We start from the raw sequence: 26,347 nt of genomic DNA on the forward strand, positions 1-26,347 counted from the left end.
CTCCATGATCCCCCTGCTTGGCACGTTCCCATCTGCCCGGCCTTGACTGTTCAGGCGTTCGAGCGCGAGGAGCGGCGCCATTCGGGTTGGTTTTCAGCCCCGATTCTGTTGATGTTGAAACAGTTGCCACAAGGCAAGAGAGGCTCCAGCAGAGGCCGTTGTGGGGCGAATGGGACGTTGAAGTCGGCTTGTTCCGGCCCGTTTGCGTGTTCTCGGTCAAGAAGGTGTTCGCACCTTGTGAAGAAGCCGTGGCAGCGTGTGGGGCTCCGGTGGCTCCAGTGGTCACTGCGTCTACGTATCCCGTGGGGGGACTTCATGGTTTCGCGTGCTTCCGGCATGCCGTTTCGGCGTGCGCGTACATCCCGCAGAAGTGCTCTGACAGCAGCCTTGGTGGTGGCCGCGCTGGGGGCAACCGTACTCCCGGCGCTGGCCGCTCCGGCCGACGCTCCGAGAGCCGACGGCGCGGCTGCCTCCGCGTGGGGTCCGGGCGGGCCGAAGGCGGAGATACCGCCGGTCAAGGTCGGTTCCAACAAGCCGGTCGGCAACCTGGCGGAGGCAGCCCTCACGCCGGAGAAGGCCGCTTGGCTGGAGGCGGAGAAGGGACGGGCCGGGACCGGCACGCCGCCCGCACCCTCCCGTGGGGCGGCCCGCGGGACGGCGGCCGCCTCCCTGTCCGCGTATGTCCCGGAGGGGCAGGGTTCGGTGCCGTGGCATCAGATATCCGATTTCCGGGTCACCGATTCGCTGGTGGCGCGGGTGAACTACTCCACGGGCAACCTGATGCTGGCGGGGACGGACTTCGAGGTCGCGGGGGTGGGGCAGAAGCTGCGGCTGGCCCGTACGTACAACTCGCTCGACGCACCGTGGGGGAAGGTGTCGCAGCGGTGGTGGCAGGAGTACGAGCGCTACCTGAACCTGTCGAACGCGGACGAGGTCGTCCTGTACGACGCCACCGGGGCCGCAGTCCGCTTCACCAAGGCGGCAGGCGGGGCGCTCACGACGCCGAAGGGCTACTCCCAGGACCTGAAGAAGAACGCGGACGGCACCTATACGCTGACCGACCGGAAATCGGGCTCCAAGGACACCTACAACGCCAACGGCACACTGACGAAGGTGACCGACAAGAACAACGGCGCCATCACCGTCACCCAGCACAACACGGGTTCCGAGCACAAGGGCTTCAAACTCACCGAGACCCGCTCCGGCCGCTGGGTCGACCTGGTCAAGGCGTACCCGAACCAGTGGCAGGCCAAGGACCACACCGGCCGCACCGCCGTGTTCGACCTCAACCCGGCCGGCGACCTGGCGAGGACGACGGACACCGAGGGCAAGCACACGGTCTTCGACTACGACTCCTCGCGCCGTCTCACGAAGATCACCACCCCCAAGGGCCGGGTCACCGTCTTCACCTACGACGCCCAGAACCGCGTCACCTCCATGCTCCGCGCCACTGAGCTGAACGGCTCCGGCCACACCGGCCCCACCTGGACCTACACCTACTCCGCCACCTCGCCCTCGGCGGCCGGCCGGACGACGGTCACCGACCCGGAGCAGCAGTCCACGAAGTACGACCACGACGCCGACGGCCAGGTCACCAAGGTCACCGACGCGCTGGAGCAGAGTCGTTCACGAACCTTCGACGCGAACCGCAACATCGACACCGCGACCGACGCCATGGGCGTGGGCGGGGCCACGGGGAACGTCACCACGTACGGATGGGACTCCCGCAACAACCCCACCTCGTCCGAGCTGCCCACCGGCGCGACGGCCACGATGGGGGGCTACCAGACGATCGCCGGTGCGGACCTGCCCGAGACGCTGACCACGGCGGACGACGAGAAGACGAAGTACACCTACGACACCGCCGGCAACACCAAGTCCGTCGCCATCGAAGGTACAGGCGGCGGCAATCAGTCCTTCGACTACAACCCCGCCACCCCGACCTGCGGTGGCTTCGAGGGCCAGGTCTGCAAGGTCACCACGAAGATGACAGCCTCGAAGTCGGTCTCCACCACCTTCACCTACGACGCCCAGGGCAACCTGAAGACGGTCAAGGCTCCCGCCCCGCTGGGCGAGACCACCTACACCTATGACGCGCTGGGCCGTCCTGAGACGGTGAAGGATGCCCGCGGTGTCACGGTCCTCTACACCTACGACCACCGCGACCGCGTCAAGAAGGTCGACTCCTCCAACTCCCTGGCCGTCACCTACGAGTACGACGGCGACGGCAACCTCATCCAGCGCTCGGACGGCACCGGCGTCACCAAGTACGAGTTCGATCCGCTCTCCCGGGAGACGGTCCGCACTCTGCAGAACGGCTCCCAGACGGTGCTGGCCTACACCCCGGCGGGCAACGTCGACACGTACAAGGACCCCGCGGGCCTGACCGACTACACCTGGAACAAGGTCAACAAACTGGCGGAGCTGAAGGACCCCCAGAGCAAGATCACGAAGTACGAGTACAACAAGAACGGCGTCCGCACCAAGACCACCTACCCCGGCAGCACCGTCCAGGAAGTCACCCCGGACAAGTCAGGCCGCCCCGAGAAGATCAAGGCGACCAGCCCCAAGGGCACCCTCGTCGACCTTGCCTACGCCTACGCCCGCCCGGACGGCAAGGACGGCGGCAAGATCGGTACCACCACCGACGCGGTCGCGGGGACGAAGACGAGCTACGAGTACGACAAGGCGGGCCGCTTCGCCTACGCGGCGGAGAACAAGGGCAGCACGCTGAACGCCTCCTGGCAGTACTGCTACGACCTGGCCGGGAACCTCACCTCGCAGGGCGTCGACAAGGGCTGCCCCCGCGGCACCACCTACACGGTCAACGACGCCCAGCAGATCACCGCGAAGAACGGCTCCACAACGAACTGGTCCTACGACCAGATCGGCAACGAGACCGCAGGTGCCTCCACTCCGGAGGGCACCCGCACCGGCGTCAAGTGGACCGACTACTCGCAGATGACGTCGATCACGACCGGCGGCAAGACCTATGCCGGGCAGTACGGCTCCACCGACCAGTCCGAGCGGATCAAGCTCGGCGACACCTTCTTCCACAACGGGCCCCTCGGCCTGGCCGCCACCTCGACGGCCGGTGTGGACACGGGATTCAACCGCGAGCCCGGGGGCACGCTGAACTCCATGACCCGCGGGGGGAAGAACCACTACTACCTGACCGACGCACTCGGCAGCGTCGTCGCCCTGACAGACGAAGCCGGCACCAAGGTCAACACCTACGCCTACAGCCCCCGCGGCGTCCAGCGCACCACCACCACCACCGAAACGGTCCCCCAGCCCTACCGCTTCACCGGCGGCTACCAGGACCCCACCGGCCTCTACCACTTCGCGGCCCGCTACTACGACCCCAACATCGGCCGCTTCACCACCCCCGACCCCTCCGGCCAGGAACAGAACCCCTACCTCTACGCCGAAGGCGACCCCGTCAACCGCATCGACCCCACCGGACTCCTCAGCCTGGGCGGATTCGTGGACAAGGCTGGAACAGCATTCGACATTGGCGGAGTCGTGAGTGACTTCGCCAGTGGCGATACGAAAGCGGGCTTTGCCGGTCTGGCGGGCATGGCTGGTGGCGCGCTCGTCGGGGCCACCTGCGGGGCTACAGCAGCCGCCTTCGGCGCCACCACCGGTGGCGTGGGCCTTGCGGTCGGAGTCGGCTGCTACGCAGCGACGGAATTCGGGAGTTACGCCGCCGAAGACTTTGTCAACAGGCAATTTTAGACCAGGAGACCCATCATGATTGTCGCTGCCGTGCTCGTCCTGCTCGGAGTCCTGTTCGTCGCCATCGGAATCTACGCATCCCGGGCACAAGGCAGAATGATCGCGGCGCGACAGGACGAGCGCAATGCAGTGATCGGCAAGTCGGTCACCCGATTTCTCTTCCTGGGAGTAGGCGTGGTCTGCTTCATCTCGGCCGGCGCCTATGTCGTGGGTGAGATCTCCAGGAGCTGATGGCGAGACGCCACATGACCCAGGCGTGACGGCCGCCCAGGAGCAGGACGCCACCAACCGCGCCAAGAGATCGCGGCCGGAGCGCTCAAGAGGGAACGGCCGCCGCCTTGTCGGCCCACTGGACGAGCTGTGATTCACCGTTGTCGAGCACTCCGTATCCGACCTGTGGAAGAGCAGCGCGAACAGCCTGCGAGCCCCCAACCGGCAACGGTTGGGGGCTCGCAGGGCAGGCAGCGCAGGCCGTCCACGCGAAGCACCCGGCGGTACTCCGGGAGTAGACGACGTTGATGCCGCCGGCCGGATGCGGAACGCCGGACTCGGCGGAGTATGCGCAAGGGCTGCCGGAATCGGAGTCGGCATCGCGATGGGTTCAGCGGTGGAAGGCTGCGTTACTGCCGGCCGTGGTGCTGACGAAGCAGGAGCAAGGGCAGGCGGGAGGCAAGCCAACGACGGCGTCCCTACTGATGCCAGCAGGCCAGTTTCATGAGGAAACCGGCCTGCTGCGAATCGCTCTTTCAGCTAAGCACGCCGTCTCTTTCGAGCTCTACGCAGGACATCCCCCACGTACGTCGCACTGCCCGCCGCAAACAGAACAGCGAGTAGGCCTTCTCCCTGCATGGCCAACCATAGAGCGACCATGGCCAGCATGATCACCATGATGGCTTCACCTGCGGTCTGGAGTTCACCGCGTTTGAGCTCTATCACTTACCTACCTCCCGGCGTAAACCTTCAGCACTTAGTCGGCCAGACGTTCCATGTGCGAAGCACGGTCCCCTTGACTGCACCGGCATATATCTTTGTGCACTTCCCTCGGGATGCAGCGTACGCCGATATTCCGGCGATATACCAGGCTATGGCTCGCGCTGCCGAGATGACGTGCTTGAAGCTTTTCGGCAGGTAGTCCTTGACGATGGACAGGTAGGTTCCTACCACTCCTCCGCCAATTGCCAGGTCTCTCGTTTCGCGCTTATTGAATTTTACCGTGACGTAGTAGACCGGGGAATACCATGGGCTCCACCACGACACCCTGAAGGCACCGGTCAGGTCGGTGCAGCCCGTGGGATCCGCGGCGCAGTACTCGTAGGCGGTGGCGTTGCCGTTCGGAAGGGGGTCCACTGAGAGGAATCGCCCGATGGTCGGGTCATAGAGGCGTACGCCCATGAGCGTCACACCGCTTGGGGTTTCACTTGAGCGTTGTTTGCCGCCGAGCCAACCGTAGCGCGTGGGGTCGGTACCGGGCAGCAGGTTGCCGTACTCGTCATAGGAATTGACCACCGGAGTGCTGCCGGAAACCAGCGGGATCTGCGTGGCAACGTCCCCGTGCAGGTTGGTCAGCTGCAGGACGGCGTCTCCGGTTGCGCTGGTCGAAGCGATCAGTTCACCCGTCAGGTCCTTCAGGCTGCGACTGACGCTGCCGTTGTCGCCTGCGGTCCAGTCCGGGCTGTCGCTGCCGCCGCCGTAGTGGTTGGTCTGGGTGCCAGAGCCGCTCCAGGTGCCGCTTTCCGCCTGCTCTTCCGTGGTCCAGGAAGCGAGGCGTCCGGCAGCATCCAGATTCCAGGTCGTACGCTTGGAGTTGGCCGTGCTCTGGCGAACCATGTCGTTGGCGTAGTAGGCGTACTGGGCCCCGTTGGCCTGGGTGGTGGTGCGGCCGAGGGCGTCGTAGGCGACGCCAGTGCCGATCAGCCGGTCCGCGCTGTCGTATCCGTAGGTGACGTTCTTGGTGTCGGGTGCGGCTCCATCGACGTCATCGACCTTGGTGGTCAGAGCGGTGCGGTTGGTGTTGTCGTCGAACGCGTACTCACGGTGGGTAGTGACACCGGCTTGCGAGTCGTCCACTCGAGTGAGGCGGCCAGCAGCGTCGTAGAGGTGCTCCTGATAGGCGCCGCCCCCGGTGTAGGTGGTGCGGTTGGCGATCTGGCCGTGGATACTCCGGCTAGTCGTCTCGCCCTGGACGGTCCAGCCCGACTCCCAGTGCCAGTAGCGGGAGGTTTCGGCGCCGGTGGGGTCGATGTTGAACTCGACGTCCATGTTCCATGGCAGCTTCTGTTTGTAGAGGCGGCCGTCGGAGTCGTAGAGGCCGGTGACGTCGCCGATGGTCCCCATCACGGAATCATGGATCCGCGTGGGCATACCGCCGAGGTCCTGGTAGTCGTAGCTGACCGTCGACGGTGCCGAGTCGGTTACCCGGGCCTTGCGGTCGCGGTTGTCGTATTCGGTTCGAGTGACGTTGCCCGAGCCATCGTTGTAGCTGACTTCCCGGCCGAGCACGTCGATCGTGTGTCGGATGGTGGCGGTGCTGTCAGAGGCCGTCGCTATGTCACCGCTGGCGGGGTCGTAGGTGGTTGTCTGGGTGGCCACCGCAGTGCCGATGCCGCCGGTGATCTGAGTCTGATGCGCACGTCCAGCCGCATCGTAGGTATGGGCTGTCGTGCGGGTCACTCCGTTGGCCGTCTCGGTGATCTTGGCGGGGCTGCCCCATCGGTCGTACTCGACGGTGCTGGTCGGTAGTTCATTCGGGTTCGAACCGCCGCCGGTGATCTGGCCGGCCGGACCTGTCGAACAGAGGAGGTCCGCCCATTCCGGGCGTCCCTCGCACGTGCCGGTTCCGGTGCCGGACCAGTAGCGGGTGACGGTTGCGCCAGCGTCTGAGCCGTTGGACTTCGGTGTCGTGGTCTTGACGGTGCGGCCTTGTGCGTCGTAGCTCGTTCCCGACGTGAGCTTCAGCCCGCTGGGGTCTACCACGACAGATGTCGGCAGTCCCCTCGACCAGTCGTACACAGTGGCTGTACTGCGGATGTCTCCGTCGGTCGGGTAGCCGTCGATCACCGCTCCGACGGTCGTGCTGGTGACCTGGTCAGACACTGTGGCAGTGCCATCGGTGGGTCGGCCTTCGTCGTACTTGTTGCTGGTGTGCGCCCGGGCCGCCACTTGGACTCCGGCGGGAAGGGCGGGGCTGTCCACGTCACCGTTGAGGGCTTTGGTCAGAGTGACGAGGTGCAGAGGCCCGTACTCATCCAGCTTGCGTATGCCGTCGGCGGAATACACCGAGACGGTACCGAGCTGGCGTGCGCGTTCGGCTGGGGAGTCAGCGAGAATGCCGAGTTCGCTCTGCTCATTGACCTGGTAGGGCTCGCTGCCCGTGGCCAGCTCAAGGTTCGTGGCCAACAGTTCGAAGACGGTGTTGCCGAATCGGTCGTACTGCGCCACGGTCAGGTGCCTGCCAGGGAGGCCGGTGTTGACCGCTCGTCCTGAGGCGTTGGTGTAGGTGATGGTGGCCTTGTCATAACCGGCTGCTGTCAGATCACCTCCGACGTGTGAAGCGGGGACCTGGTCGGCGGGAAAGACTGCGGTGGCGTCCGTCGGCGCATCCGTCTGGCTCCACTTGGCGGTCTGAGTGGGGGAGACCTGGTTGGGTGCCTTGTCGCCCGACAGCGGTACTTCGTAGACGAGGGAGGTGACCGACTTGCCGCCGTCCTGCTCGTCCTTGGTGCCGGCCTTCAGTGTGGGACGGGAGAGTGCCAGCATCATGCCGTCGCCGGCCACAGCGCTGGAACCGGCCTTGCCGTACTTGAACGTCCACGGAAGTTCGCCGGGTGGGGTCTGGGTAAGGATGCGGCCGGCGCTGTCGTAGGTGTACGTGGTCTTGAGCGCGGGAGAGATACGCGGGTCCCACTGCTCGCGCAGGCGGCTCTGGTCGTCGTAGGCGTACTGGGAGACGGCCGTCGCGGTGGATGTCGACGCTCCCGGAATGGTCGTCCAGAGGCGGACTGCCGAGACCTGCCCCGCGACCGTGCCCAGCGAAGTACCGCTCGCCGTCGTGGTGGTGGCGTACTGGTACTCCAGGATCCGGCAGCCCTTGGTCGACGGTGTGGCCGCACAGGTGGGTGCCGACACGGCCGAGGACGGAGCGATCACATACTTGGGGCGGGCCAGGGTCTTGCCGCCCACGGTGATCTTCTCCGAGATCACGGTCGTGGTCGAGTTGTCTGTGGGAAGGAAGGTCCGAGACAACTGCCAGGCAGTTGCCGTCGGATCGACCTTGGTGAACACCGAAGTGGACCCCTTCGTGTCCTTCAGGGTGAACGAGCCCGCCAGGGTCCCGGTCAGGGTCAGACCGTTCGCCCGCGTCTCCGGCTTCCAGCCGCCGCCGGTAGTCGCGGTGAACCCGATCTCCTTGCCTTCCACGTCCACGACGGCCAGCGAGGTCGCCGAGGTCGAGCGCACATAGGCCCAGTCGCTCTCGGAGAGCTTGGCCAGGGTCCCGGCGGTCCACTGGGGACCGAAGATGGCGACCTGCCCCTCCTGCTGGGAGCCGTTGTCAGGTCGCCGGGAGGAGAAGGAGCGGGTGGCGGTCAGTTCGAAGCCAGAGGCGTCTGTGGCAGAGAGCCCGAAGTCTCCTGTGAGCGCGTTGACGCTGCCGGGCCCGACATCCTCGCTGGGAGCCTCGCCGGCATTGCGGTCCACCGTGATCGTCGTGGGCGGGGACGAGTCGGTGGTGGTGGCGTCCGTGAATACCGCGCGCAGGTCGACCGGACCGTCTTCGCTCAGGGTGTCGGTGATGTTCCAGACCAGCGCCTCGGCATTCCCTCCGGTGACCGTCGCAGGCCAGGCGGGCAACACCGAGCCGTCCGTCTTGCGCCGCACGTCCTGGGCAGGAACGGCCTTCCAGCTGTCCGTCTCGCCGCGGCGGTACTGGTAGCGCACCCCGGTGTCGCTCGTCTTGCCCTGGCCCGTCAGCTCAGTACGGCGTGCCGGACGGTCTCCGTCCCCAGGAGTGAGCAGAGCAGCCCCGGATCCTGCGGAGAAGGTATAACCCGTTTCCGCCGAGACGTTGCCGGCTGCGTCCTTGGTCCGGGCGGTCACGGTGTGCCTACCAGCGCGGAACACCGGCTTCTGAGTGACGGCGGTGCCGGCGGTGGCCACCGACTGCCAGGTTCCCGAATCCAGTTTCCACTGGATTTCCTTCACATCGCTGGTGGGCGGGGTAAAGCGGAAGGTGCCAGTGAAGTTGCCGGCGTCGTCGGGCGTACCGGACCACTGGCTGGCAGGGAAGTCGGCGGAGGACACCGCCGTTGCGGCAGGTGCCGCGGTGTCAACCGTGAGCGTGCGGAACGGAGAGAAGGCGCTGTTCGCTGAAGCGTCCGAGGAACGCGCACGCCACTTGTAGGTGCCCGCCGGCAGGGCTGCGGGTTTCCAGGACGCCTGCGCACCCGAGGCCACCTGTGCGCTCGTGCCTGTGCGCAGGGCCGAGGTGCCGTTGGACGCCCATACCTCGAAGTCGAACTTCACCTGCGAACCGTCGCCGTCCAGCGCCTTCGCCGAAAGCGTTGGCGTGGTGACATTCGTCGCGGCCGCAGCTGCGGGGGATATCAGGGTCGGGACATCGGGGACGGAGTTGTAGGTCACCGACAAGTACGGGGTGTTGCTTGCGGCGTTACCTGAGTTGAAACGCTTCCACCCGTAGGGGTCGGCCTCATCGGAAGCACGGAGCCCCACATGGTTGGTGGCGTTGCCGTTGGCGGCCCAAGCCTGCGCCAACGAGGTTGCGTCGACATTGACCCAGCCGTCGTTGCACGAACTGGAAAAGCCCTTGGTCTGTGTGCTGGTGGCGTGCTTCGTACCCCAGCTCGGCTGGGCCGTCCAACGGGTGCTCGTCGAGGCGGCACCCGCGCTGTACAGGTCCCATCCCCTGGCCGTGCACGACCACGAGTGATAGGCAAAGAGGTTGAGCTTCGCGGTGGTGACCTGCTTCCCGGTGATGTTCTTCATCGGGAAGGACAGGAAGGAACGGGCTACCTGGCTTGACCCGTTGTTGCCGATCTTCAGGTCGGTGGAGGTGGACTGGTCGGTGGTGAATCCCTCCTGGACGAACGTGTCGAAGCTGGCTCCGACGTTGATCGACGGATCGATCGTGACCGGGAACTGGGTCTTCGGGTCGGCCAGGAAGCGTGCGTCCGGTGTCAGGGCGATGGTGATCCTGTCACCGTTCTGAGTCACCTTCACGCCGACCTTCGCGGTGCGGGTGTGCTCACCGGAGTTCTTGTCGGTGCGGGCGTCCCACATCACCGGCGACGGCAGAACACCTGCCGTCTTGTCCTTCGAGTCGGTGAAGCTGACCGATCCGTCGTCGCGCACCTTGGCATTGAGGCCCTTGGCCTGCAAGCTGTAGGAAACCTGACCGTTGGCGTCGACGGCGGAGCGATCCTTCAGTTCCAGGAACTGCTCGTAGCCGGTCCGTGTGGATTCGATGAGCATGTCGGTCGCCGGCATGACGTTCTTGTAGCGGGCTACCGTGTCCTCGGTGCCTTCAATGGTGGGCGTAGGCAGAGACCCGTACCAGCCGAGCTCCATTTGCCGGCCCGCACGGTCCTCTACCTTCGCCAGGGGCACGCCCGCTGATGCGGTTGCCAGCCCGGTGGCCTTCAGCGCCTTCGGAGCGGGCTTCTTGCCAGCAAGGGTCAGGCCGTGGGGATGCCCCTTCGCGCTGATCGAACCGTCTGCTGACAGAGCCAGTGACGGGTCGACGTCGCGCCACGAGCCATCGTCGCCTTTGAACCGGATCGGGCCCGCGTACATCTCAGCCGTGACCGTGCCGTCGGCGTTCACGAAGGTGGTCGACGTCTCTGAGCGAGCATCAGTGACCTCGATCCTGCGGTTCTGGATCTTCGCCTTCAGCCGCGCAGCCGCCTCCGAAGCGGCTGTTGCCGGGCCTAAGTCCTTGGACTTGCCTGGCGGCTTCGTGCCCTCGGCCTCGTTCGCTAGCGCGATCGCCACACCGGAGCCCTCGACGATCACGCCCGCCTGCACGGCCATCAGGAGCGTCAGCGCCAGAGCAACGGGCCGCAGACGCTGCTTAGCCGGTCGGAGCGGCGGGACAGATTCCGCGGGTCTGAGCCGCGTCCCTCTGATGAAACTGGACGACATGCGAAATCCTCACTGGTTGTAGGCGGTCTATACCAATCAGTGATCTTCACACAGCCCTCACGCCACGTCATTGCCCTTCTGTGAAAACGGCTCAGAACTGATGCATTACTAGATTTAGCCACTCAGGCTTGAAACAGGCCTAGCGGGCCGAAGTCGAGCCCCGCCGCCTTGAGCCGCAGAATGCATATACATGGTCAAATTTCCGATAGCTGACCATTGCCGCGAGCCACCGCCAAACGAGCGATGACGCGCGACGAGGCGGGCGGCAGCCACTCGCAAGTGGGCCATGCGGACCGAACGAGAGGGAGCGAGCCGACTAAATGCGTGCGCTACTGCGGTACCCTGTTGTCGCCGCTGAGCAGGCAAGTATCCCGCTCGCCGTTTCGGCCGCATCCGGCGGAACGAAAAGCATAGTCCGAGGGGCCATGTTGAGTAAGGCACAGTTACAAATCGGGGACAGGGTCACCCACTATCGCGAAGGCGAAAATGTCGGGTCGGTCGTCAACATCCGGCGGCCCTGGTGGGCTTTCTTCGGCCGCGTCTACTGGGTTCAGTGGCGCGAAGATGTCCTCCCTGTGCTCATCCACAACGGCCTGCAACAGGCGCACGATTCACGTCGAGGCGATGCCGAACCCCTGACGTAGCTTTACTTTCATGACTGCTCAAGCAATTTGACTGAGTCCAGTGCGCGCGAATTAACCACAATCCAGCGTTGGACGGAACTCCTGCTCACGCCGACCCCTAGTCCACTTTGCGCCGAATGGGAATTCTTCGGGACAAAGAATGCGTCGGCTTGGCGCATGCAGCTGAACGCAGAACAAGGAACTCATTTGCGGCAAACTTCCCGTTTTGTGCGACTCGGTGCTGGCGCATTGAGGTGGGCAGTAACCGCCGCAGTATTCGGCGTAACTGCATGGATGGTGTGGGCGGTTTTTGCGGTCGGGGGTGGTTTTGCGCTCGCGATCGGCTGTGCCGCTCTGGCCGCCCCATGGATTCTGGTTCACCTGTTCTCGCAGCGTCGCCTTCCTGCGGTTGCCGCCAAAGGAGACCGGCCCTACGGGAACCGCCCATCACCTGGAAGTGATGCCTCGGAACGAGGCGCGAGCTCATCGAGAAGCAGTCGCTGATCCGCTGCATCCGGTCGCCCCGCTGCCGCGACCATCAATCCGAACGGCGGCCATCCGGCTGTGCTGCTGCCGAGACCAGGAACGAAGCCGGGGCGCCGGGCCGGCAGCCCTTAGGAGCTCCGGGTTCCAGTGCAATGGCACCCCGGGGACGGCCTCCGGTGGAGGTGGCAGCCTGCGGAGGCGGTCCAGGGAAACCTGTGGCCGACATGCGCGCCGGGTCTGCGGAGGTAACAATTCCGATTCGGAACAACGAAGTTGGGCCGGAAGGGAGCATCTGGCCTGGCGCACTTCATAGTATCTCCCCGTGCTCACAGGGCACTTGGCACTGGCTTTCGCGACTCTCCCACGTATCTCGTGTGGCGCATCTGACGCGCCTCAAGGATGAGCCGCATCGGAGGGGACTTCTGTGTTCGCAATACACTCAGCATCCACCGGGACCGGGCGGGGAACCACCGGTCGCCGGATAGCCGCAACAGCGGCCACGGTCGGGCTGTTGGTCCTGGGCTCACTCGCCGGGGCCGGCAGCGCCTCGGCCGACGGCGAGGACGTCCATCATCAGGGTGGCGCGCTTGCCACCCTGGACGGGTTGAAGACGTTCGACACGGCCCACATCGACACCGGCAACGGCAAGATCAAGACCATCTCCGCAGGTCTGTTCGAGATGAACGTCGAGGGCGGCGGCCGACTGCAGACGTACTGCATCGACATCCACAACCCGACCCAGAACAACGCGAAGTACCTTGAGACCCCCTGGGGTCAGACCTCGCTCGGCACCAACAAGGACGCCGGGAAGATCCTTTGGATTCTCCGGAACTCCTACCCACAGGCCGGTGACTTGAATGCGCTCGCCCAGAAGGCGGGTGCCGGACAGTTGACCCCCAAGACGGCCGCCGCCGGTACGCAGGTCGCCATCTGGCGATTCTCGGACGGCGCGAAGGTCGAGGCGAAGAACGAGCAGGCCGAGAAGCTTGCGGACTGGCTCGAGGCACAGGCCCAGAGCCTCCAGGAGCCGAAGACTTCCCTGACGCTGGATCCGAACGCCGTGTCCGGCAAGTCGGGCGACAAGCTCGGCCCGGTGACAGTGCACACCGACGCCGACGCAGTCTCCGTCGCCGCCAACGCCGACGCCGCTGCGGCGGGTGTCAAGGTGACTGACAAGAACGGCCAGCCTGTCACGTCGGCCGCCAACGGCACCGAGCTGTACTTCGACGTGCCCGCGGGCACCGCCGACGGCAAGGCGTCCCTTACCGCCAAGACGACCACCCAGGTTCCGGTCGGCCGGGCCTTCGCGAGCGCGAGCAAGAGTCAGACACAGATCCTTGCCGGCTCCACCGAATCCACGATCACCGCGGACGCGACCGCGAACTGGGCCACGAAGGGTGCCATCCCTTCGGTCACCGCGAAGAAGAACTGCACGGATAGCGGCATCGACGTCACGGCCGGCAACGCCGGGGACACCCCCTTCACCTTCGAGCTCGCCGGCGCCAAGCACACTGTCGGTGCGGGCGAGAGCAAGACCGTGACCGTGCCAGTCGGTGAGGACGAGGCGTACGACTTCACCGTCACCGGCCCCAACGGCTTCTCGGAGCGGTTCCAGGGAGTCCTGGACTGCGAGACCCAGGGCACCCCTGCCCCTGGCACGAGCGGCGGTGGCGAAACCCCTTCTTCTAGCCCGAGCCCCAGCCCTTCGGGTGACACGACCGGTGGCACGGAAGGCGGCACCACCGGCGGTGGTGGTGGTGACCTCGCGGAAACCGGTAGCTCCAGTTCCACGCCGCTGATCGCGGGTATCGCGGTGGCCTTCGTCGCCGCAGGTGGCGCGGCGGTGTTCTTCCTGCGCAGGAAGAAGACAGCAGTCCAGTAGCCGGAATGCAGTTCATAGGCGGGCCCGGCAGGCACAATGCGCGCCGGGCCCGCCGCTGTACCACCATCGCGAGCGGCGCCGACCTGGCACCCATTGTCCTCTAGACCGCTCGCGCCGCCGCGAAGATCGCGCCCCAGCCCAAGAGCACCAGGCGCAGCGGCGACCGCGAGCCGCTGCCCTTCCCCGACGCCCTGTCCCGGGTAGTCTCGGAGCGCGGCTCGATACCGCCGGCCACGGCCGCGACGCCGGACAGCGTCATCGACCGGTGGCCGGCCATCGCTCAGAAGCTCGCCGGGGAGGTCGACGCCGTCCGCTTCGACACCACCACGGCATGAGAGCGGGGGCGCCGACTCGCAGCTCCGCAAACGACTCCGGGAACCTATGGCACGCATCAGCGGCGTCCGAAGCCGGCCCCGTTCAGACCGGCTGGAGCCCGACGCAGTGCCGCGCTGCTGTACATCCTTGAGCACGAGCTCGCCCACCTGCGGCGCCAGGACAGCCGGAGTCGTCTCGTCGTGGGTGTCGCCACGGTGACGGCCGCGTCGCTGTGCGCGGGACGGGCCTTGACCCCGACACCCATACGGTGAGCAAGGACGGGGCATCAAGTCCGATCCGGGATCCCTCCGGGGGGACAAGTACGTGATTCATGTCACCAGGCTGCGACGGGATGGCTACGCTCGGCCACGTACCGAAACGAACGCCGCGAGGCGTTGCACCCGGAGGTCCACGCCGTGGCGAACATCCAGACGCTCGATCCCGACGCCTCCCCGCTCGCCTACTACGGCGGGGAGTTGCGCCGCCGGCGCGAGGCCCAGAAGCTGACGCAGCCGCAGTTGGGCGACATCATCTTCTGCACCGGCTCGCTGATCGGCCAGGTCGAGACGACGAGGAAGATCCCCACCCGCGACTTCTCGGAGCGGCTGGACGCGGCGCTGGGCACGGACGGAACGTTCTCGCGGCTGGTGGGGCTGGTGCTGCGGAGCCAGTTGCCGACGTGGTTCCAGCCGTACGCGGACATGGAGGCGAAGGCCGCGTACATCTCGACGTACCAGGCGCAGGTGGTCTACGGGCTGTTGCAGACGGAGGAGTACGCGCGGGCGTTGCTCGCCCCCGGCATGCCCGACGCCCCGGATAGCCTCGTAGCGGCTCGCATGGAGCGTCAGCGCATCCTGGATCGGGAGAAGCCGCCGCTGGCCTGGGCGATCCTGGACGAGGCGGTGCTGTACCGTCCGATCGGCGGCGCTGCGGTGATGCGCGCCCAACTACAGAAGCTGTTGGACTACGCGGCGCACCGCTGGATGCGTATCCAGGTGCTGCCGTTCGAGGCCGGCGAACACGCGAGCCTGGATGGCTCGTTCAACCTCCTGCGCTTCGACGACGACCCGGACATCATCTACACCGAGGACCTCATCTCCGGCCATATGACGGCCAACCTTGAAACAGTCAAGGAGGCTTCGCTCCGATACGCTCACCTGCAAGCCGCCGCCCTCTCCGTGGGGGAATCAGCGGCGCGGATCAGCCGCGTGATGGAGGAGCGTTATGCAGACCAGCACTGACCTGAAGAGCGCGGAATGGCGTAAGTCCAGCTACAGCGGCACCACCGGCGGCGACTGCGTCGAGTGCACCGTGACCGGCGGCGCGGCCTGGCGGACCTCCTCCTACAGCGGCAGCACCGGCGGCTGCTGCGTCGAGGTCGCCGCCAACCCCACCTGCGGGTCCGTCCCCGTCCGCGACAGCAAGAACCCGACCGGTCCCGCCATCGTCCTCGGGGCCCACGCGTGGCAGGCGTTCGTGGACGGGCTGCGCTGAAACGACTTCACCGGGAGCAGGGCGGTACGGGCGACTGGCCCCGTACCGCCCTGTTCGGCGTCGGCCGACACGTCGTCGGCCGGGGCGGTGATCAAGGGAGGGGAACCGGAATGAGCGCGCGGGACGAGGACGACAGGACCGAGACCGCTTGCCGGATCTGCGGGCATGACGACGGCGAGCCCGTGTTCGACGAGTACGGCGCCCCTCGCTACGTCATCTGCCCGTGCTGCTACAACGAGTCCGGCATCGGGGACGACACCGTGTCGCAGGTCCGTGAACTGCGTGGCTACTGGGTCGGCAACGGAGCCTCCTGGCATGATCCGAAGCTGCGGCCGGCCGGCTGGGATCCGCTGAGGCAGTTGGCGAACATCCCGCCGCGGTGGCGCTGATCCGGAAGGCTGTCCGCTGCCTCACGTCGCGAGTCGCCGGCAGCGCGGATGACGGCCGCGGCGACGCCGACGAAGGACGGGCGACGCCGCCGGAAAAGCGATTGCCCGGTGGTCGGCCCGTGACATAGCTTCGCGCTGGCTCCGGGTGGTCCAGACCAAGCCTCGGGGTGTCGAGCCACGTCAACGGGACGTCCATGACTGCTGAACAGGCACTCCGCCCCCCACCGAGCGACACCGGCGACACTCTGCCGGGCATCTTCTCCCGGCCGTACGCGGCGGCCACGCTGACCTTCGCCACGGTGATGTTCCTGACCGGCTTCGCCGCGCTGGCCGTGGTGCCGACGCTGCCGACGGCGGCCGAGGATCTGGACGGGGTGTCCCTGTTCCCCCTGGTGGCGGGCAGCTTTGTCGCTGCCAGCCTGCTCGGGGGCGTGCTGGGCGGGCACTGGGCGGACCGCTCCGGCGCCCGGCGGCCGTTGGCGCTGGGCATGATCCTCTCCGTGGTGACGCTGCTGGTGTCGGCGTCCAGCGTCTCCGTCTGGCAGTTGGTGGCCGGCCGCTTCGTCGACGGTCTGGCGGCCGGGATGGTGGCGGTGTCGGTGACGACCGCCATCGGGCAGTCGTATCCGGAGTACCTGCGGCCCCGGATGCTCGCGATGATGAGCGCGAGCTGGATCATCCCGTCGCTGGTCGGACCGCCGGTCGCCGGAGTGGTCGCCGAGGCGTGGTCCTGGCGGACGGTCTTCTACGGCCTGGCCGTGCTGACCGCGCTGCCCGCGATCGCCCTGGTCGCGGTGTTGAGGAAGGCTCCCGCCGGAGGGAGCGACCAGGCCCCGCCCGCCGACCTCCCGCCCGCCGGGGAACGCGCCTCCCGGCCGCCGCTGTTGGTCGCGGGGATGCTCAGCCTGGGCGCGGCGCTCGGCCAGTACGGCGTCTCCGGCTGGGACGTGCGGCACCTGCTGTTCGTCGTCGCCGGGGTCGCGCTGCTGGTGGTCTTCGCGCCCCGTCTGCTGCCGGAGGGCACCTGGCGCAGTGCCCGGGGGCTGCCCACCGCGGTGCTGCTGCGCGGGCTGACCTCCGGTACGTACTTCACCGTCGAGGCGCTGGTGCCGTTGATGCTGATCACCGAGCGGCGGGTGGCCGCGGTGACGGTCGGCGTGGCGTTCACCGCCTCCGCCGTGCTGTGGGCGGTCGCGTCGTGGGCGCAGGGCAAGCTCCTCCAGGACGTCGCCCGGCACCGGCTCGTCACGGTCGGCGCCCTGATCATGGCGGTGTCCGTCGCCTTCGCCGTGGCGGGCAGCCTCTCCGGCGTCTCCCCGCTGCTCGCGATGGCGGCCATGCCGCTGGCGGCGATCGGGATGGGGATGCTCGACCCGTGCGTCACCGTGCTGTCGCTCTCGCACAGCGCACCGGACCGGCTGGGCCACACCACCAGCGCGATGCAGACCAACATGAACCTCGGGCAGGTCGTCGTCCTGGCGTTCGCCACCGCCGTGCTCAACGCCGGGCTGGCCGCCGGGACGAGCCGGCTGGGGGGCTACGCCATCACCTTCTCGCTCCTGCTCGTACCGACCCTGCTGGTCGCCGTCCTGGCCGTCCGCGCGCGCAAGGACGCTCCCGGCCCCGGGTGACCGGCCGGGACGCGGTGGCAGAGTGGGCCCATGCCGACCTACGAGACCATGCCCTACCACCTGGAGACCGAGCGGCTGATCCTGCGGCCGTGGGCCGAGTCGGACGCCGAGGGGTTCAGCGACCTGCTCGCCGAACGCGGCAAGGGCAAGCCCCCGGTCGAGCGCATCCGGACGTCCCTAGGGGAACTGCTCGCCGCGACGGAGACCACGGGGATCGCCCTGCTGCCCATCCAGCGCCGCGAGGAGGGCGACTTCATCGGGTACGCCGGGCTGATCATCGGCCGCTCCACCCTGGAGGAGCCCGAGATCGCGTACGAGCTGTTCCAGCGCGCCCACGGGCACGGCTATGCCACCGAGGCGGCCGGTGCGGTGCTCGAAGCCGCCGCGGCCACCGGGCGGAAGAGGCTCTGGTCGACCGTCGCCACGTGGAACACCCCGTCGTTCCGCGTCCTGGAGAAGCTCGCGTTCGAACGGGTCCGCGTCTCCATGGAGGAGAACGGCGAAGTGGTCTGGCTCACCCGCACGTTGCCCTGAGGCGGATCGGCGGCCCGGCGCACGCTGCTAGATTCATCCGCCATGCGATCACGGGACTACGACCTCGAATTCCGGCAGCAGTCCACCCGTATACGTAACTGGGGAGCCGGTCTGCTGCTCCTGTCGGCCCTGTTGTGGGGCTGGTGCGCGATTCTGCTGCTCACGGATTACACGGTCGAGACGCGCAGCGGCCACACCGCCGAGTGCGAGGCACGTCTGTTCACGGAGGGCGGCACGGCCAACGAGGGGCTGTGGAAGGGCGATTACTGCCAGGACGAACGCGACTGGCCCGAGGCGCTGCTCGTCCTGGGCCTCTCCGTTCCCGTAGCGCTCGTGGGGACCGCGCTGTTCACGAGCGGACAGGTGAGCCGGCGGATGAGCGGGCACGCCCAGGCGATGCGCGAGCTGGACCGGATCGCGGACAAGCGCGAGAAGCGCGCCGAGGCCTGACCTGCTGCGTCCGGCAGGCCGCCGTCCTCCCGGGTATTCGGTCGCGCCCCGTGAGGCGAGCCGTTAGCTTCCTCCGTGCGCCGTGGATCGCGTGGCGCGACGACCAGGGAGCCGCGCATGAACGACCACGATCGACGGACCGACCGGCTGAGCATCCTCATCGAGCAGTTCGACCAGGCGCGGGAGATGGCCCAGGTCCGGCTGAAGGGCCTCGGGGACGAGGAGTTCCTGTGGGAGCCGGCCCCCGGCAGCTGGTCGGTCCGGCGCCGGGACGAGGCGGTGACACCGCGGGCGTACGGGCCCGGCGCCTGGGTCATGGACAAGGGGGCGCCGGAGATCCCGGCGAGCGAGTACGCGGAGGTCGCGCGGCAGGCGGCGGGCGGCATGTCCGTGGCGAAGATCGCCGAGGACTGGAGCGTGAGCGCCGAACGGGTAGCGGAGGTCCTCGCGTTCACCGGTGAGCCGGAGCCCGACGTCGTGCCGGTCACCACCATCGCCTGGCGGCTGGCCCACCTGCACTCCGACTTCGCGGGCCGGTGGGAGTGGACCTTCGGCGAACGGCGGCGGGATCCGCACCTCCTGGTCGACTTCACGCCGTCCGCCTCCCTGGCGCTCGACCGGTTCTGGAAGACGATCGACCGCCACCGCGCGAGCATCGCCACGCTCACCGACGAGCAGCTCGACACGGTCGGGCTCTCGCAGTATCCGTACGGCTCCGACCCCGACGACCCGTACATCGGTGTGCTGGCCAACGCCAACCTGGAACTCATCCACCACATGGCCGAGATCGCCCTGCTCCGCGACCTCTGGCGGGCCCGCCGCTCCCTGTGAGGCACCGCCGGGCCCCGGAAGCGCCCGGCCGCCGCTACGCGCTCCGGGTCAGCAGACCGGTGTCGATGGCCTCGGCGACGAGGGAGGCGCCGCGGCTGTTCTGGTGGATGTGGTCGGTCGTGAGGACGAGACCCCGCCGCCGCGAGATCGTGTCGAGGCTGCGCCGCAGCACGGTGCGCTGGACGAGGACGCCGACGACCGCCGCGGGCGTCGCCTCCCGGTAGGAGATCGGCGGCGGGTCCGTCGGGTGGTCTTGAAGAAAAGGCCGCACGAGGATCAGGCCGCCGCTCCCCTTCGCGAGCCGGCGCCGTCGGGCCTCACCCCGCCAGCTCCCACACCAGCAGCTCCGCGGGCCCCGCCACGGCGACCGCCTCCAGCCCCTCCGCTCCGGTGATCCGGGCGGCGTCGCCGGGGCCCAGTTCCGCGTCGGCCAGGGCGACCCGCCCCCGCACCACGTGGACGTAGGCGCGCGCCGCGTCCGGGACCGCCGTGCGCTCGCCCCCGCTCAGGCGGCGGGCATGGAGCATCGCGCCCGCGCCGGGCAGGGCGTACGGAGTGGAGTCGGCGATGCCGGGGACCACCGTGTACGAGGGTTCGCCGCCCGGCTCCAGGGGGGCCAGCCACATCTGGAGGAAGGTCAACGGGTCGGCGCCGTCGTTGCGTTCGACGTGGCGGACGCCGGAGGCGGCGCTCAGGTGGGCCACGTCCCCGGCGCGGACGACGGTGGAGTGGCCGGCCGAGTCGCGGTGGGTCAGCTCGCCCTCGACGACCCAGGTGACGATCTCCGTATGGCTGTGCGCGTGCTCCTCGAAGCCCGCACCGGGGGCGAGGCGTTCCTCGTTGCAGGCCAGGATCGGGCCGAAGCGGAGGTTGTCCGGGTCGTAGTGGGGACCGAAGGAGAGGGCGTGCCGGGTGACGATCCCGGCGGCCTCGTCCCCGCCCCGGTAGCGGTCATCGGACCGGTGCACGGAAATCACCCGGCCACGGTAGCCCGGAGACGCCCCGTCGTACCGCCGCGGAAGCGGAACAGTTGCGTCAGGTGTTCGTCTACCCGCCGGTACGGTGCACCGTCGCCCCGGCCCACCGAACCACCGGCCCGATAAGGCAGTCTTGTCCTCGTGCCCCGACCCGATCCTGAGCTGCCCCCCGCCCACGACGCCCACCTGCACGCCGCGACCCTGAAACGGCTGGAGCAGTCCTCCGGCCGACTGGCCGCGAACGCGATTGCCCGCATGGACGAATCGCTGCCGTGGTACCGGGCGATGCCTCCGGAGAACCGGTCCTGGATCGGCCTGGTCGCCCAGGCCGGCATCGCCGCGTTCACCGAGTGGTTCCGGCATCCCGAGACCCCGCAGGCCATCTCGACCGATGTGTTCGGCACCGCCCCGCGCGAACTGACCCGGGCCATCACCCTGCGGCAGACCGTGGAGATGGTGCGCACCACGATCGAGGTCATGGAGGCCGCGATCGACGAGGTCGCCGCCCCGGGAGACGAGTCGGTGCTGCGGGAGGCGCTCCTCGTCTACGCGCGCGAGATCGCCTTCGCCACCGCTCAGGTGTACGCCCAGGCCGCCGAGGCCCGGGGCGCCTGGGACGCCCGGCTGGAGTCCCTCGTGGTGAACGCGGTGCTCTCCGGCGAGGCCGACGAGGGGGCCGTGTCCCGGGCCGCCGCGCTCGGCTGGAACTCGCCCGAGCACGTGTGCGTGATCCTCGGCACCGCGCCCGACGGGGACAGCGAGCTGACCGTGGAGGCCATCCGGCGCGCCGCCCGGCACGCCAAGCTCCAGGTCCTCACCGGCGTCCTGGGCAACCGCCTCGTCGTCATCGCGGGCGGCAGCGACAATCCTCTCCAGGTCGCCAAGGCCCTGATCGGGCCGTACGCCGCCGGGCCGGTCGTCGCGGGACCGGTGGTGCCGGACCTGCTGGCGGCGACCCGGTCCGCGCAGGCGACGGCGGCCGGGCTGAAGGCGTGCTCGGCCTGGCAGGACGCGCCCCGGCCGGTCCTGGCGGACGATCTCCTCCCGGAGCGGGCGATGGCCGGAGACCCGGCCGCGCGGGACCAGCTGGTGGAGGAGATCTACAGACCGCTGGAAGAGGCCGGTTCGGCGCTGCTGGAAACACTGAGTGTCTATCTGGAGCAGGCGAGTAGCCTGGAAGGCGCCGCCCGGATGCTTTTCGTGCACCCCAACACCGTGCGCTACCGGCTGCGACGTGTGACCGACGTCACCGGATGGTCACCCTCCGACGTGCGCTCCGCGTTCACGCTGCGGATCGCCCTGATCCTGGGGCGCTTGGCCGCAGCGGATCCTCAGTCCTAGACTTTTGTTGGACTTCAACAATTCCCCCGACGGTTCTTCGTCCCTGTCCCCACGGGCGTGCGGAGCCGTCCACAAGAGAGAGTGTGAGGGTGCTCGTACTCGTCGCTCCCGGCCAAGGCGCTCAGACGCCCGGCTTCCTGACTCCCTGGCTCGACCTCCCCGGTGCCTCCGACCGCATCGCGGCCTGGTCCGACGCCATCGGGCTCGACCTTGCCCACTACGGCACGCACGCCGACGCGGACGAGATCCGCGACACCGCCGTGGCCCAGCCGCTCCTGGTCGCCGCCGGACTGCTCTCGGCAGCCGCCCTGGACGCCTCGCCGTCCGTCGTCGCGGGCCACAGCGTCGGTGAGATCACCGCCGCCGCGCTCGCGGGCGTCATCGACGACGAGGCCGCGCTGCGCTTCGTCCGCACCCGGGGGCTCGGCATGGCCGAGGCCGCCGCGGTCTCCGAGACCGGCATGGCCGCCCTCCTCGGCGGCGACCCCGACGTAACGATCCCGCACCTGGAGAAGCTCGGCCTGACCGCGGCGAACGTGAACGGCGGCGGCCAGATCGTCGCCGCGGGCACCGCCGCCCAGATCGCCGACCTGGAGGCCGACAAGCCCGAGGGCGTGCGCCGGGTCGTCGCGCTGAAGGTGGCCGGCGCGTTCCACACGCACCACATGGCCCCGGCCGTGGAGAAGCTGCGCGCGGCGGTCGGCGACCTCACGGTCTCCGACCCGACCGTGCGCTACGTTTCCAACGCCGACGGCCACACCGTGGCCACCGGCACCGAGGTCATCGCCCGGCTGGTCGGGCAGGTCGCCAACCCGGTCCGCTGGGACCTGTGCATGGAGACCTTCCAGTCGCTGGGCGTCACCGCACTCGTCGAGCTGAGCCCCGGCGGCACGCTGACCGGGCTGGCCAAGCGCGCGCTGCCCGGCGTGAAGACACTCGCGCTCAAGACCCCCGACGACCTCGACGCGGCCCGCGCGCTCATTTCCGAGCACGCAGGCGCCTAAGGAGCGAGCATGTCGAAGATCAGGCCCAGCAAGGGCGCCCCGTACGCGCGGATCCTCGGGGTCGGCGGCTACCGCCCGACCCGGGTCGTGCCGAACGAGGTGATCCTCGAGACGATCGACTCGTCCGACGAGTGGATCCGCTCCCGCTCCGGCATCGTCACCCGCCACTGGGCCTCCGAGGAGGAGACCGTGGCCGCGATGTCGATCGAGGCGTCCGGCAAGGCCATGGCCGACGCGGGCATCGATCCCGAGCAGATCGGCGCGGTCGTCGTCTCGACCGTCTCGCACTTCAAGCAGACCCCGGCCGTCGCCACCGACATCGCCCACCGGATCGGCGCGGGCAAGCCCGCCGCCTTCGACATCTCGGCCGGCTGCGCGGGCTTCGGCTACGGCCTCACGCTCGCCAAGGGCATGATCGTCGAGGGTTCCGCGGAGTACGTCCTGGTGATCGGCGTGGAGCGGCTCAGCGACCTGACCGACCTGGAGGACCGCGCGACGGCCTTCCTGTTCGGTGACGGCGCGGGCGCGGTCGTCGTCGGCCCCTCCCAGGAACCGGCCATCGGCCCGACCGTGTGGGGCTCCGAGGGCGACAAGTCCGACACCATCAAGCAGACGGTGGCCTGGAACGACCTGCACGCCGGCGACGCCTCCAAGCTGCCGCTCGACGCGAAGGGCGAGATCAAGTTCCCGGCCATCACGCAGGAGGGCCAGGCGGTCTTCCGCTGGGCCGTCTACGAGATGGCGAAGGTCGCCCAGCAGGCGCTGGACGCGGCCGGGATCGCCCCGGAGGACCTGGACGTCTTCATTCCGCACCAGGCCAACATGCGGATCATCGACTCGATGGTGAAGACCCTGAAGCTGCCGGAGCACGTCACGGTCGCCCGTGACGTCGAATCCACCGGCAACACGTCCGCCGCCTCGATTCCGCTCGCGATGGAGCGGCTCCTGGCGACCGGTCAGGCGAAGAGCGGCGACACCGCGCTCGTCATCGGCTTCGGGGCGGGTCTCGTCTACGCCGCGACGGTCGTTACCCTCCCCTAGGCACACCGGACCTTTTGGTCCGTACGCACGAACCCTGAAGAAACCCACCGAAGGAGCGCCAAGATGGCCGCCACGCAGGAAGAGATCGTCACCGGTCTCGCCGAGATCGTCAACGAGATCGCCGGTATCCCGGTCGAGGACGTCCAGCTGGACAAGTCCTTCACCGACGACCTGGACGTCGACTCGCTGTCCATGGTCGAGGTCGTCGTCGCCGCCGAGGAGCGCTTCGACGTCAAGATCCCCGACGAGGACGTCAAGAACCTCAAGACGGTCGGCGACGCCGCCGACTACATCCTGAAGCACCAGGGCTGATCCCAGCCCGGCTGTGTCGCCACCCGGCGGTGGCGCCGCTGATTCACGACCCTCTACACGTGGAGAAGATTTTCCAGTGAACTCGACCAATCGCACCGTGGTCGTCACCGGTATCGGCGCAACCACTCCGCTGGGTGGCGACTCCGCATCGACCTGGGAAGGTCTGATGGCCGGCCGGTCCGGCGTCAAGCCTCTCGAAGGCGAGCGCTTCGCCGAACTGCCCGTCCGGATCGCCGCCCTCGCGGCCGTCGACCCGGGCGACGTCCTTCCCCGCCCGCTGGCCCGCAAGCTGGACCGCTCGGCGCAGTTCGCGCTGATCGCGGCCCGCGAGGCCTGGGCGGACGCGGGCTTCACCGCCAAGGCGGGCGAGGACGAGAGCATCGTCCCCGAGCGTCTGGGCTCGGTCATCGCCTCCGGCATCGGCGGTGTGACCACCCTGCTCGACCAGTACGACGTGCTGAAGGAGAAGGGCGTACGCCGCGTCTCCCCGCACACCGTTCCCATGCTCATGCCCAACGGCCCGGCGGCCAACGTCGGCCTGGAGGTCAACGCCCAGGCCGGTGTCCACACGCCCGTCTCCGCCTGCGCCTCGGGCGCGGAGGCGATCGGGTACGCCGTCGAGATGATCCGTACCGGCCGTGCCGACGTGGTCGTCGCCGGTGGCACCGAGGCGGCGATCCACCCGCTGCCGATCGCCGCGTTCGCCAACATGATGGCGATGTCCAAGAACAACGACGAGCCCGAGACGGCCTCGCGCCCGTACGACACCGGCCGGGACGGCTTCGTCCTCGGCGAGGGTGCGGGCGTCGTCGTCCTGGAGTCCGCCGAGCACGCCGCCAAGCGTGGCGCGCGGGTCTACTGCGAGGTGCTGGGCCAGGGCCTGTCGGCCGACGCCCACCACATCGCGCAGCCCGAGCCCACCGGGCGGGGCATCGCCGCCGCGATGCAGAACCTGCTGGACTCCAGCGACCTGAAGCCGTCCGAGGTGGTCCACCTCAACGCGCACGCCACGTCGACGCCGCAGGGCGACCTCGCCGAGATCAAGGCGCTGCGCAAGGTGCTGGGCGACGACCTCGACCATGTCGCGATCTCCGCGACGAAGTCGATGACGGGTCACCTGCTCGGTGGCGCGGGCGGCATCGAGACCGTGGCCACGGTCCTGGCGCTGCACCACCGCATCGCTCCGCCGACCATCAACATCGACGAGCTGGACGAGGCGATCGACGCGGACATCGTGCGCGGTGAGCCGCGGGTGCTGCCCGAGGGGCCGATCGCGGCGATCAACAACTCGTTCGGATTCGGCGGGCACAACGTGGTGCTCGCGTTCCGATCCGTGTGACGGGGCGGCCGTCCGCCTGACCTGTACGTGTGAAGCCCGCTTCCCGGGGTCCGGGAGGCGGGCTTCGTCGTCCTTCGGGGCTCTGCCCCGGACCCCGCTCCTCAATCGCCGGAGGGGCTTCATTTCGCACCGGTCACCGCAAGGTCAGGAGCACCGGAGGGGCTTGATCTCGCGCCCCGGCGGCTAGACCACCTGGTGGAGCCAGCGGACCGGGGCGCCCTCGCCCGCGTGGCGGAAGGGCTCCAGCTCGTCGTCCCACGGCTTGCCGAGGAGGCCGGCGATCTCGGTCTCCAGGTCGCTCTCACCGCGCACCGACCGGGCCAGCGCGGCCCGCAGCCGGTCCTCGGGGACCAGGATGTCGCCGTGCATGCCGGTGACGGCGTGGAAGATGCCGAGGCCGGGGGTGGAGCTGTAGCGCTCGCCCTCGGCGGTGGGGCACGGCTCGGCGGTCACCTCGAAGCGCAGCAGGTCCCAGCCGCGCAGGGCGGAGGCGAGCTGCGAGGCGGTGCCGACGCGGCCCTTCCAGGAGAATTCGGACCGCCAGGTGCCGGGCGCGGCCGGCTGCCTGATCCAGTCCAACTGGACCCGCACACCGAGGACGCCCGCCACTGCCCACTCGACATGTGGGCAGAGCGCGCGCGGTGCGGAGTGAACGTACAGGACTCCACGTGTCGTCACCGGAACCTCCCGTGTGGGACGAGGTACGCCTTCCCCAGCGGCCTCGCGTCCGTACCGCCTCTTTCCGGCCAGAGCCCGAGGTTGTCATCAGTAAACAGCATCGGGAGCTAATCTCCTGAAAAGGGAC

18 protein-coding genes and 1 pseudogene are annotated in these 26,347 nt (G+C 68.3%); 15 read left to right on the plus strand and 4 right to left on the minus strand.

Going from position 1 to position 26,347, the window contains the following annotated elements; all coding sequences use genetic code 11:
- Positions 1-336: 336 nt before the first annotated feature.
- Entirely contained in the window at positions 337-3,738 is a 3,402-nt protein-coding gene (locus OG245_RS10445; protein WP_371623249.1) for an RHS repeat-associated core domain-containing protein, read from the plus strand.
- 15 nt (positions 3,739-3,753) lie between these two features.
- Positions 3,754-3,969, plus strand: coding sequence for a hypothetical protein (locus OG245_RS10450; RefSeq protein WP_371623250.1), 216 nt, complete (start codon positions 3,754-3,756; stop codon positions 3,967-3,969).
- 729 nt (positions 3,970-4,698) lie between these two features.
- Here the strand turns inward: OG245_RS10450 and OG245_RS10455 are convergent.
- Entirely contained in the window at positions 4,699-10,893 is a 6,195-nt protein-coding gene (locus tag OG245_RS10455; RefSeq protein ID WP_371623251.1) for a DNRLRE domain-containing protein, read from the minus strand.
- Between the two features lie 1,542 nt (positions 10,894-12,435).
- Here OG245_RS10455 and OG245_RS10460 point away from each other — a divergent pair.
- The 8 genes from OG245_RS10460 (at position 12,436) to OG245_RS10495 (ending at position 19,528) form a co-directional block, all read left to right on the plus strand.
- Positions 12,436-13,884 carry an LAETG motif-containing sortase-dependent surface protein gene (locus OG245_RS10460; protein ID WP_371627856.1) on the plus strand — a complete coding sequence of 483 codons (1,449 nt, stop codon included), beginning with the start codon at positions 12,436-12,438 and terminating at the stop codon, positions 13,882-13,884.
- Between the two features lie 731 nt (positions 13,885-14,615).
- Positions 14,616-15,440 carry a helix-turn-helix domain-containing protein gene (locus OG245_RS10465; RefSeq protein WP_371623252.1) on the plus strand — a complete coding sequence of 275 codons (825 nt, stop codon included), beginning with the start codon at positions 14,616-14,618 and terminating at the stop codon, positions 15,438-15,440.
- Positions 15,424-15,693 carry a DUF397 domain-containing protein gene (locus OG245_RS10470; RefSeq protein WP_371623253.1) on the plus strand — a complete coding sequence of 90 codons (270 nt, stop codon included), beginning with the start codon at positions 15,424-15,426 and terminating at the stop codon, positions 15,691-15,693. Before OG245_RS10465 ends, OG245_RS10470 begins: the two co-directional genes overlap by 17 nt.
- A gap of 110 nt (positions 15,694-15,803) precedes the next feature.
- Positions 15,804-16,082 carry a hypothetical protein gene (locus tag OG245_RS10475; protein WP_371623254.1) on the plus strand — a complete coding sequence of 93 codons (279 nt, stop codon included), beginning with the start codon at positions 15,804-15,806 and terminating at the stop codon, positions 16,080-16,082.
- Positions 16,083-16,276: 194 nt separating this feature from the next.
- Positions 16,277-17,713: an MFS transporter gene (locus OG245_RS10480; RefSeq protein WP_371623255.1), complete on the plus strand. Its 1,437-nt coding sequence runs from the start codon at positions 16,277-16,279 to the stop codon at positions 17,711-17,713.
- Positions 17,714-17,743: 30 nt separating this feature from the next.
- On the plus strand, positions 17,744-18,247 hold the full coding sequence (locus OG245_RS10485; RefSeq protein WP_371623256.1) for a GNAT family N-acetyltransferase: 504 nt from the start codon (positions 17,744-17,746) through the stop codon (positions 18,245-18,247).
- 42 nt (positions 18,248-18,289) lie between these two features.
- Positions 18,290-18,697: a hypothetical protein gene (locus tag OG245_RS10490; RefSeq protein WP_371623257.1), complete on the plus strand. Its 408-nt coding sequence runs from the start codon at positions 18,290-18,292 to the stop codon at positions 18,695-18,697.
- Positions 18,698-18,814: 117 nt separating this feature from the next.
- Positions 18,815-19,528, plus strand: a complete 714-nt coding sequence (locus OG245_RS10495) for a DinB family protein (protein WP_371623258.1) — start codon at positions 18,815-18,817, stop codon at positions 19,526-19,528.
- Between the two features lie 34 nt (positions 19,529-19,562).
- Here OG245_RS10495 and OG245_RS10500 read toward each other — a convergent pair.
- Positions 19,563-19,769, minus strand: a pseudogene (locus tag OG245_RS10500) (SGNH/GDSL hydrolase family protein); the annotation flags it as partial.
- Between the two features lie 76 nt (positions 19,770-19,845).
- Positions 19,846-20,505 (minus strand): pirin family protein, encoded by a 660-nt coding sequence (locus OG245_RS10505; RefSeq protein ID WP_371623259.1) that lies wholly within the window; start codon positions 20,503-20,505, stop codon positions 19,846-19,848.
- Between the two features lie 141 nt (positions 20,506-20,646).
- Here OG245_RS10505 and OG245_RS10510 point away from each other — a divergent pair, with 141 nt between their 5' ends.
- The 5 genes from OG245_RS10510 (at position 20,647) to fabF (ending at position 25,542) form a co-directional block, all read left to right on the plus strand.
- Positions 20,647-21,846 carry a PucR family transcriptional regulator gene (locus OG245_RS10510; RefSeq protein WP_371623260.1) on the plus strand — a complete coding sequence of 400 codons (1,200 nt, stop codon included), beginning with the start codon at positions 20,647-20,649 and terminating at the stop codon, positions 21,844-21,846.
- 89 nt (positions 21,847-21,935) lie between these two features.
- Positions 21,936-22,850, plus strand: a complete 915-nt coding sequence (locus OG245_RS10515) for an ACP S-malonyltransferase (protein ID WP_371623261.1) — start codon at positions 21,936-21,938, stop codon at positions 22,848-22,850.
- A 9-nt stretch (positions 22,851-22,859) separates the two neighbouring features.
- Positions 22,860-23,891 carry a ketoacyl-ACP synthase III gene (locus OG245_RS10520; protein WP_371623262.1) on the plus strand — a complete coding sequence of 344 codons (1,032 nt, stop codon included), beginning with the start codon at positions 22,860-22,862 and terminating at the stop codon, positions 23,889-23,891.
- Positions 23,892-23,954: 63 nt separating this feature from the next.
- On the plus strand, positions 23,955-24,203 hold the full coding sequence (locus OG245_RS10525) for an acyl carrier protein (protein ID WP_014045780.1): 249 nt from the start codon (positions 23,955-23,957) through the stop codon (positions 24,201-24,203).
- Between the two features lie 76 nt (positions 24,204-24,279).
- Positions 24,280-25,542, plus strand: coding sequence for a beta-ketoacyl-ACP synthase II (fabF, locus tag OG245_RS10530; RefSeq protein ID WP_371623263.1), 1,263 nt, complete (start codon positions 24,280-24,282; stop codon positions 25,540-25,542).
- Between the two features lie 183 nt (positions 25,543-25,725).
- Here fabF and OG245_RS10535 read toward each other — a convergent pair whose 3' ends face one another.
- Positions 25,726-26,220 (minus strand): DUF3145 domain-containing protein, encoded by a 495-nt coding sequence (locus tag OG245_RS10535; RefSeq protein WP_371623264.1) that lies wholly within the window; start codon positions 26,218-26,220, stop codon positions 25,726-25,728.
- Positions 26,221-26,347 lie beyond the last annotated feature (127 nt).

Origin of the sequence: Streptomyces sp. NBC_01116, from assembly GCF_041435495.1 — a bacterium.
Taxonomy (GTDB): domain Bacteria; phylum Actinomycetota; class Actinomycetes; order Streptomycetales; family Streptomycetaceae; genus Streptomyces.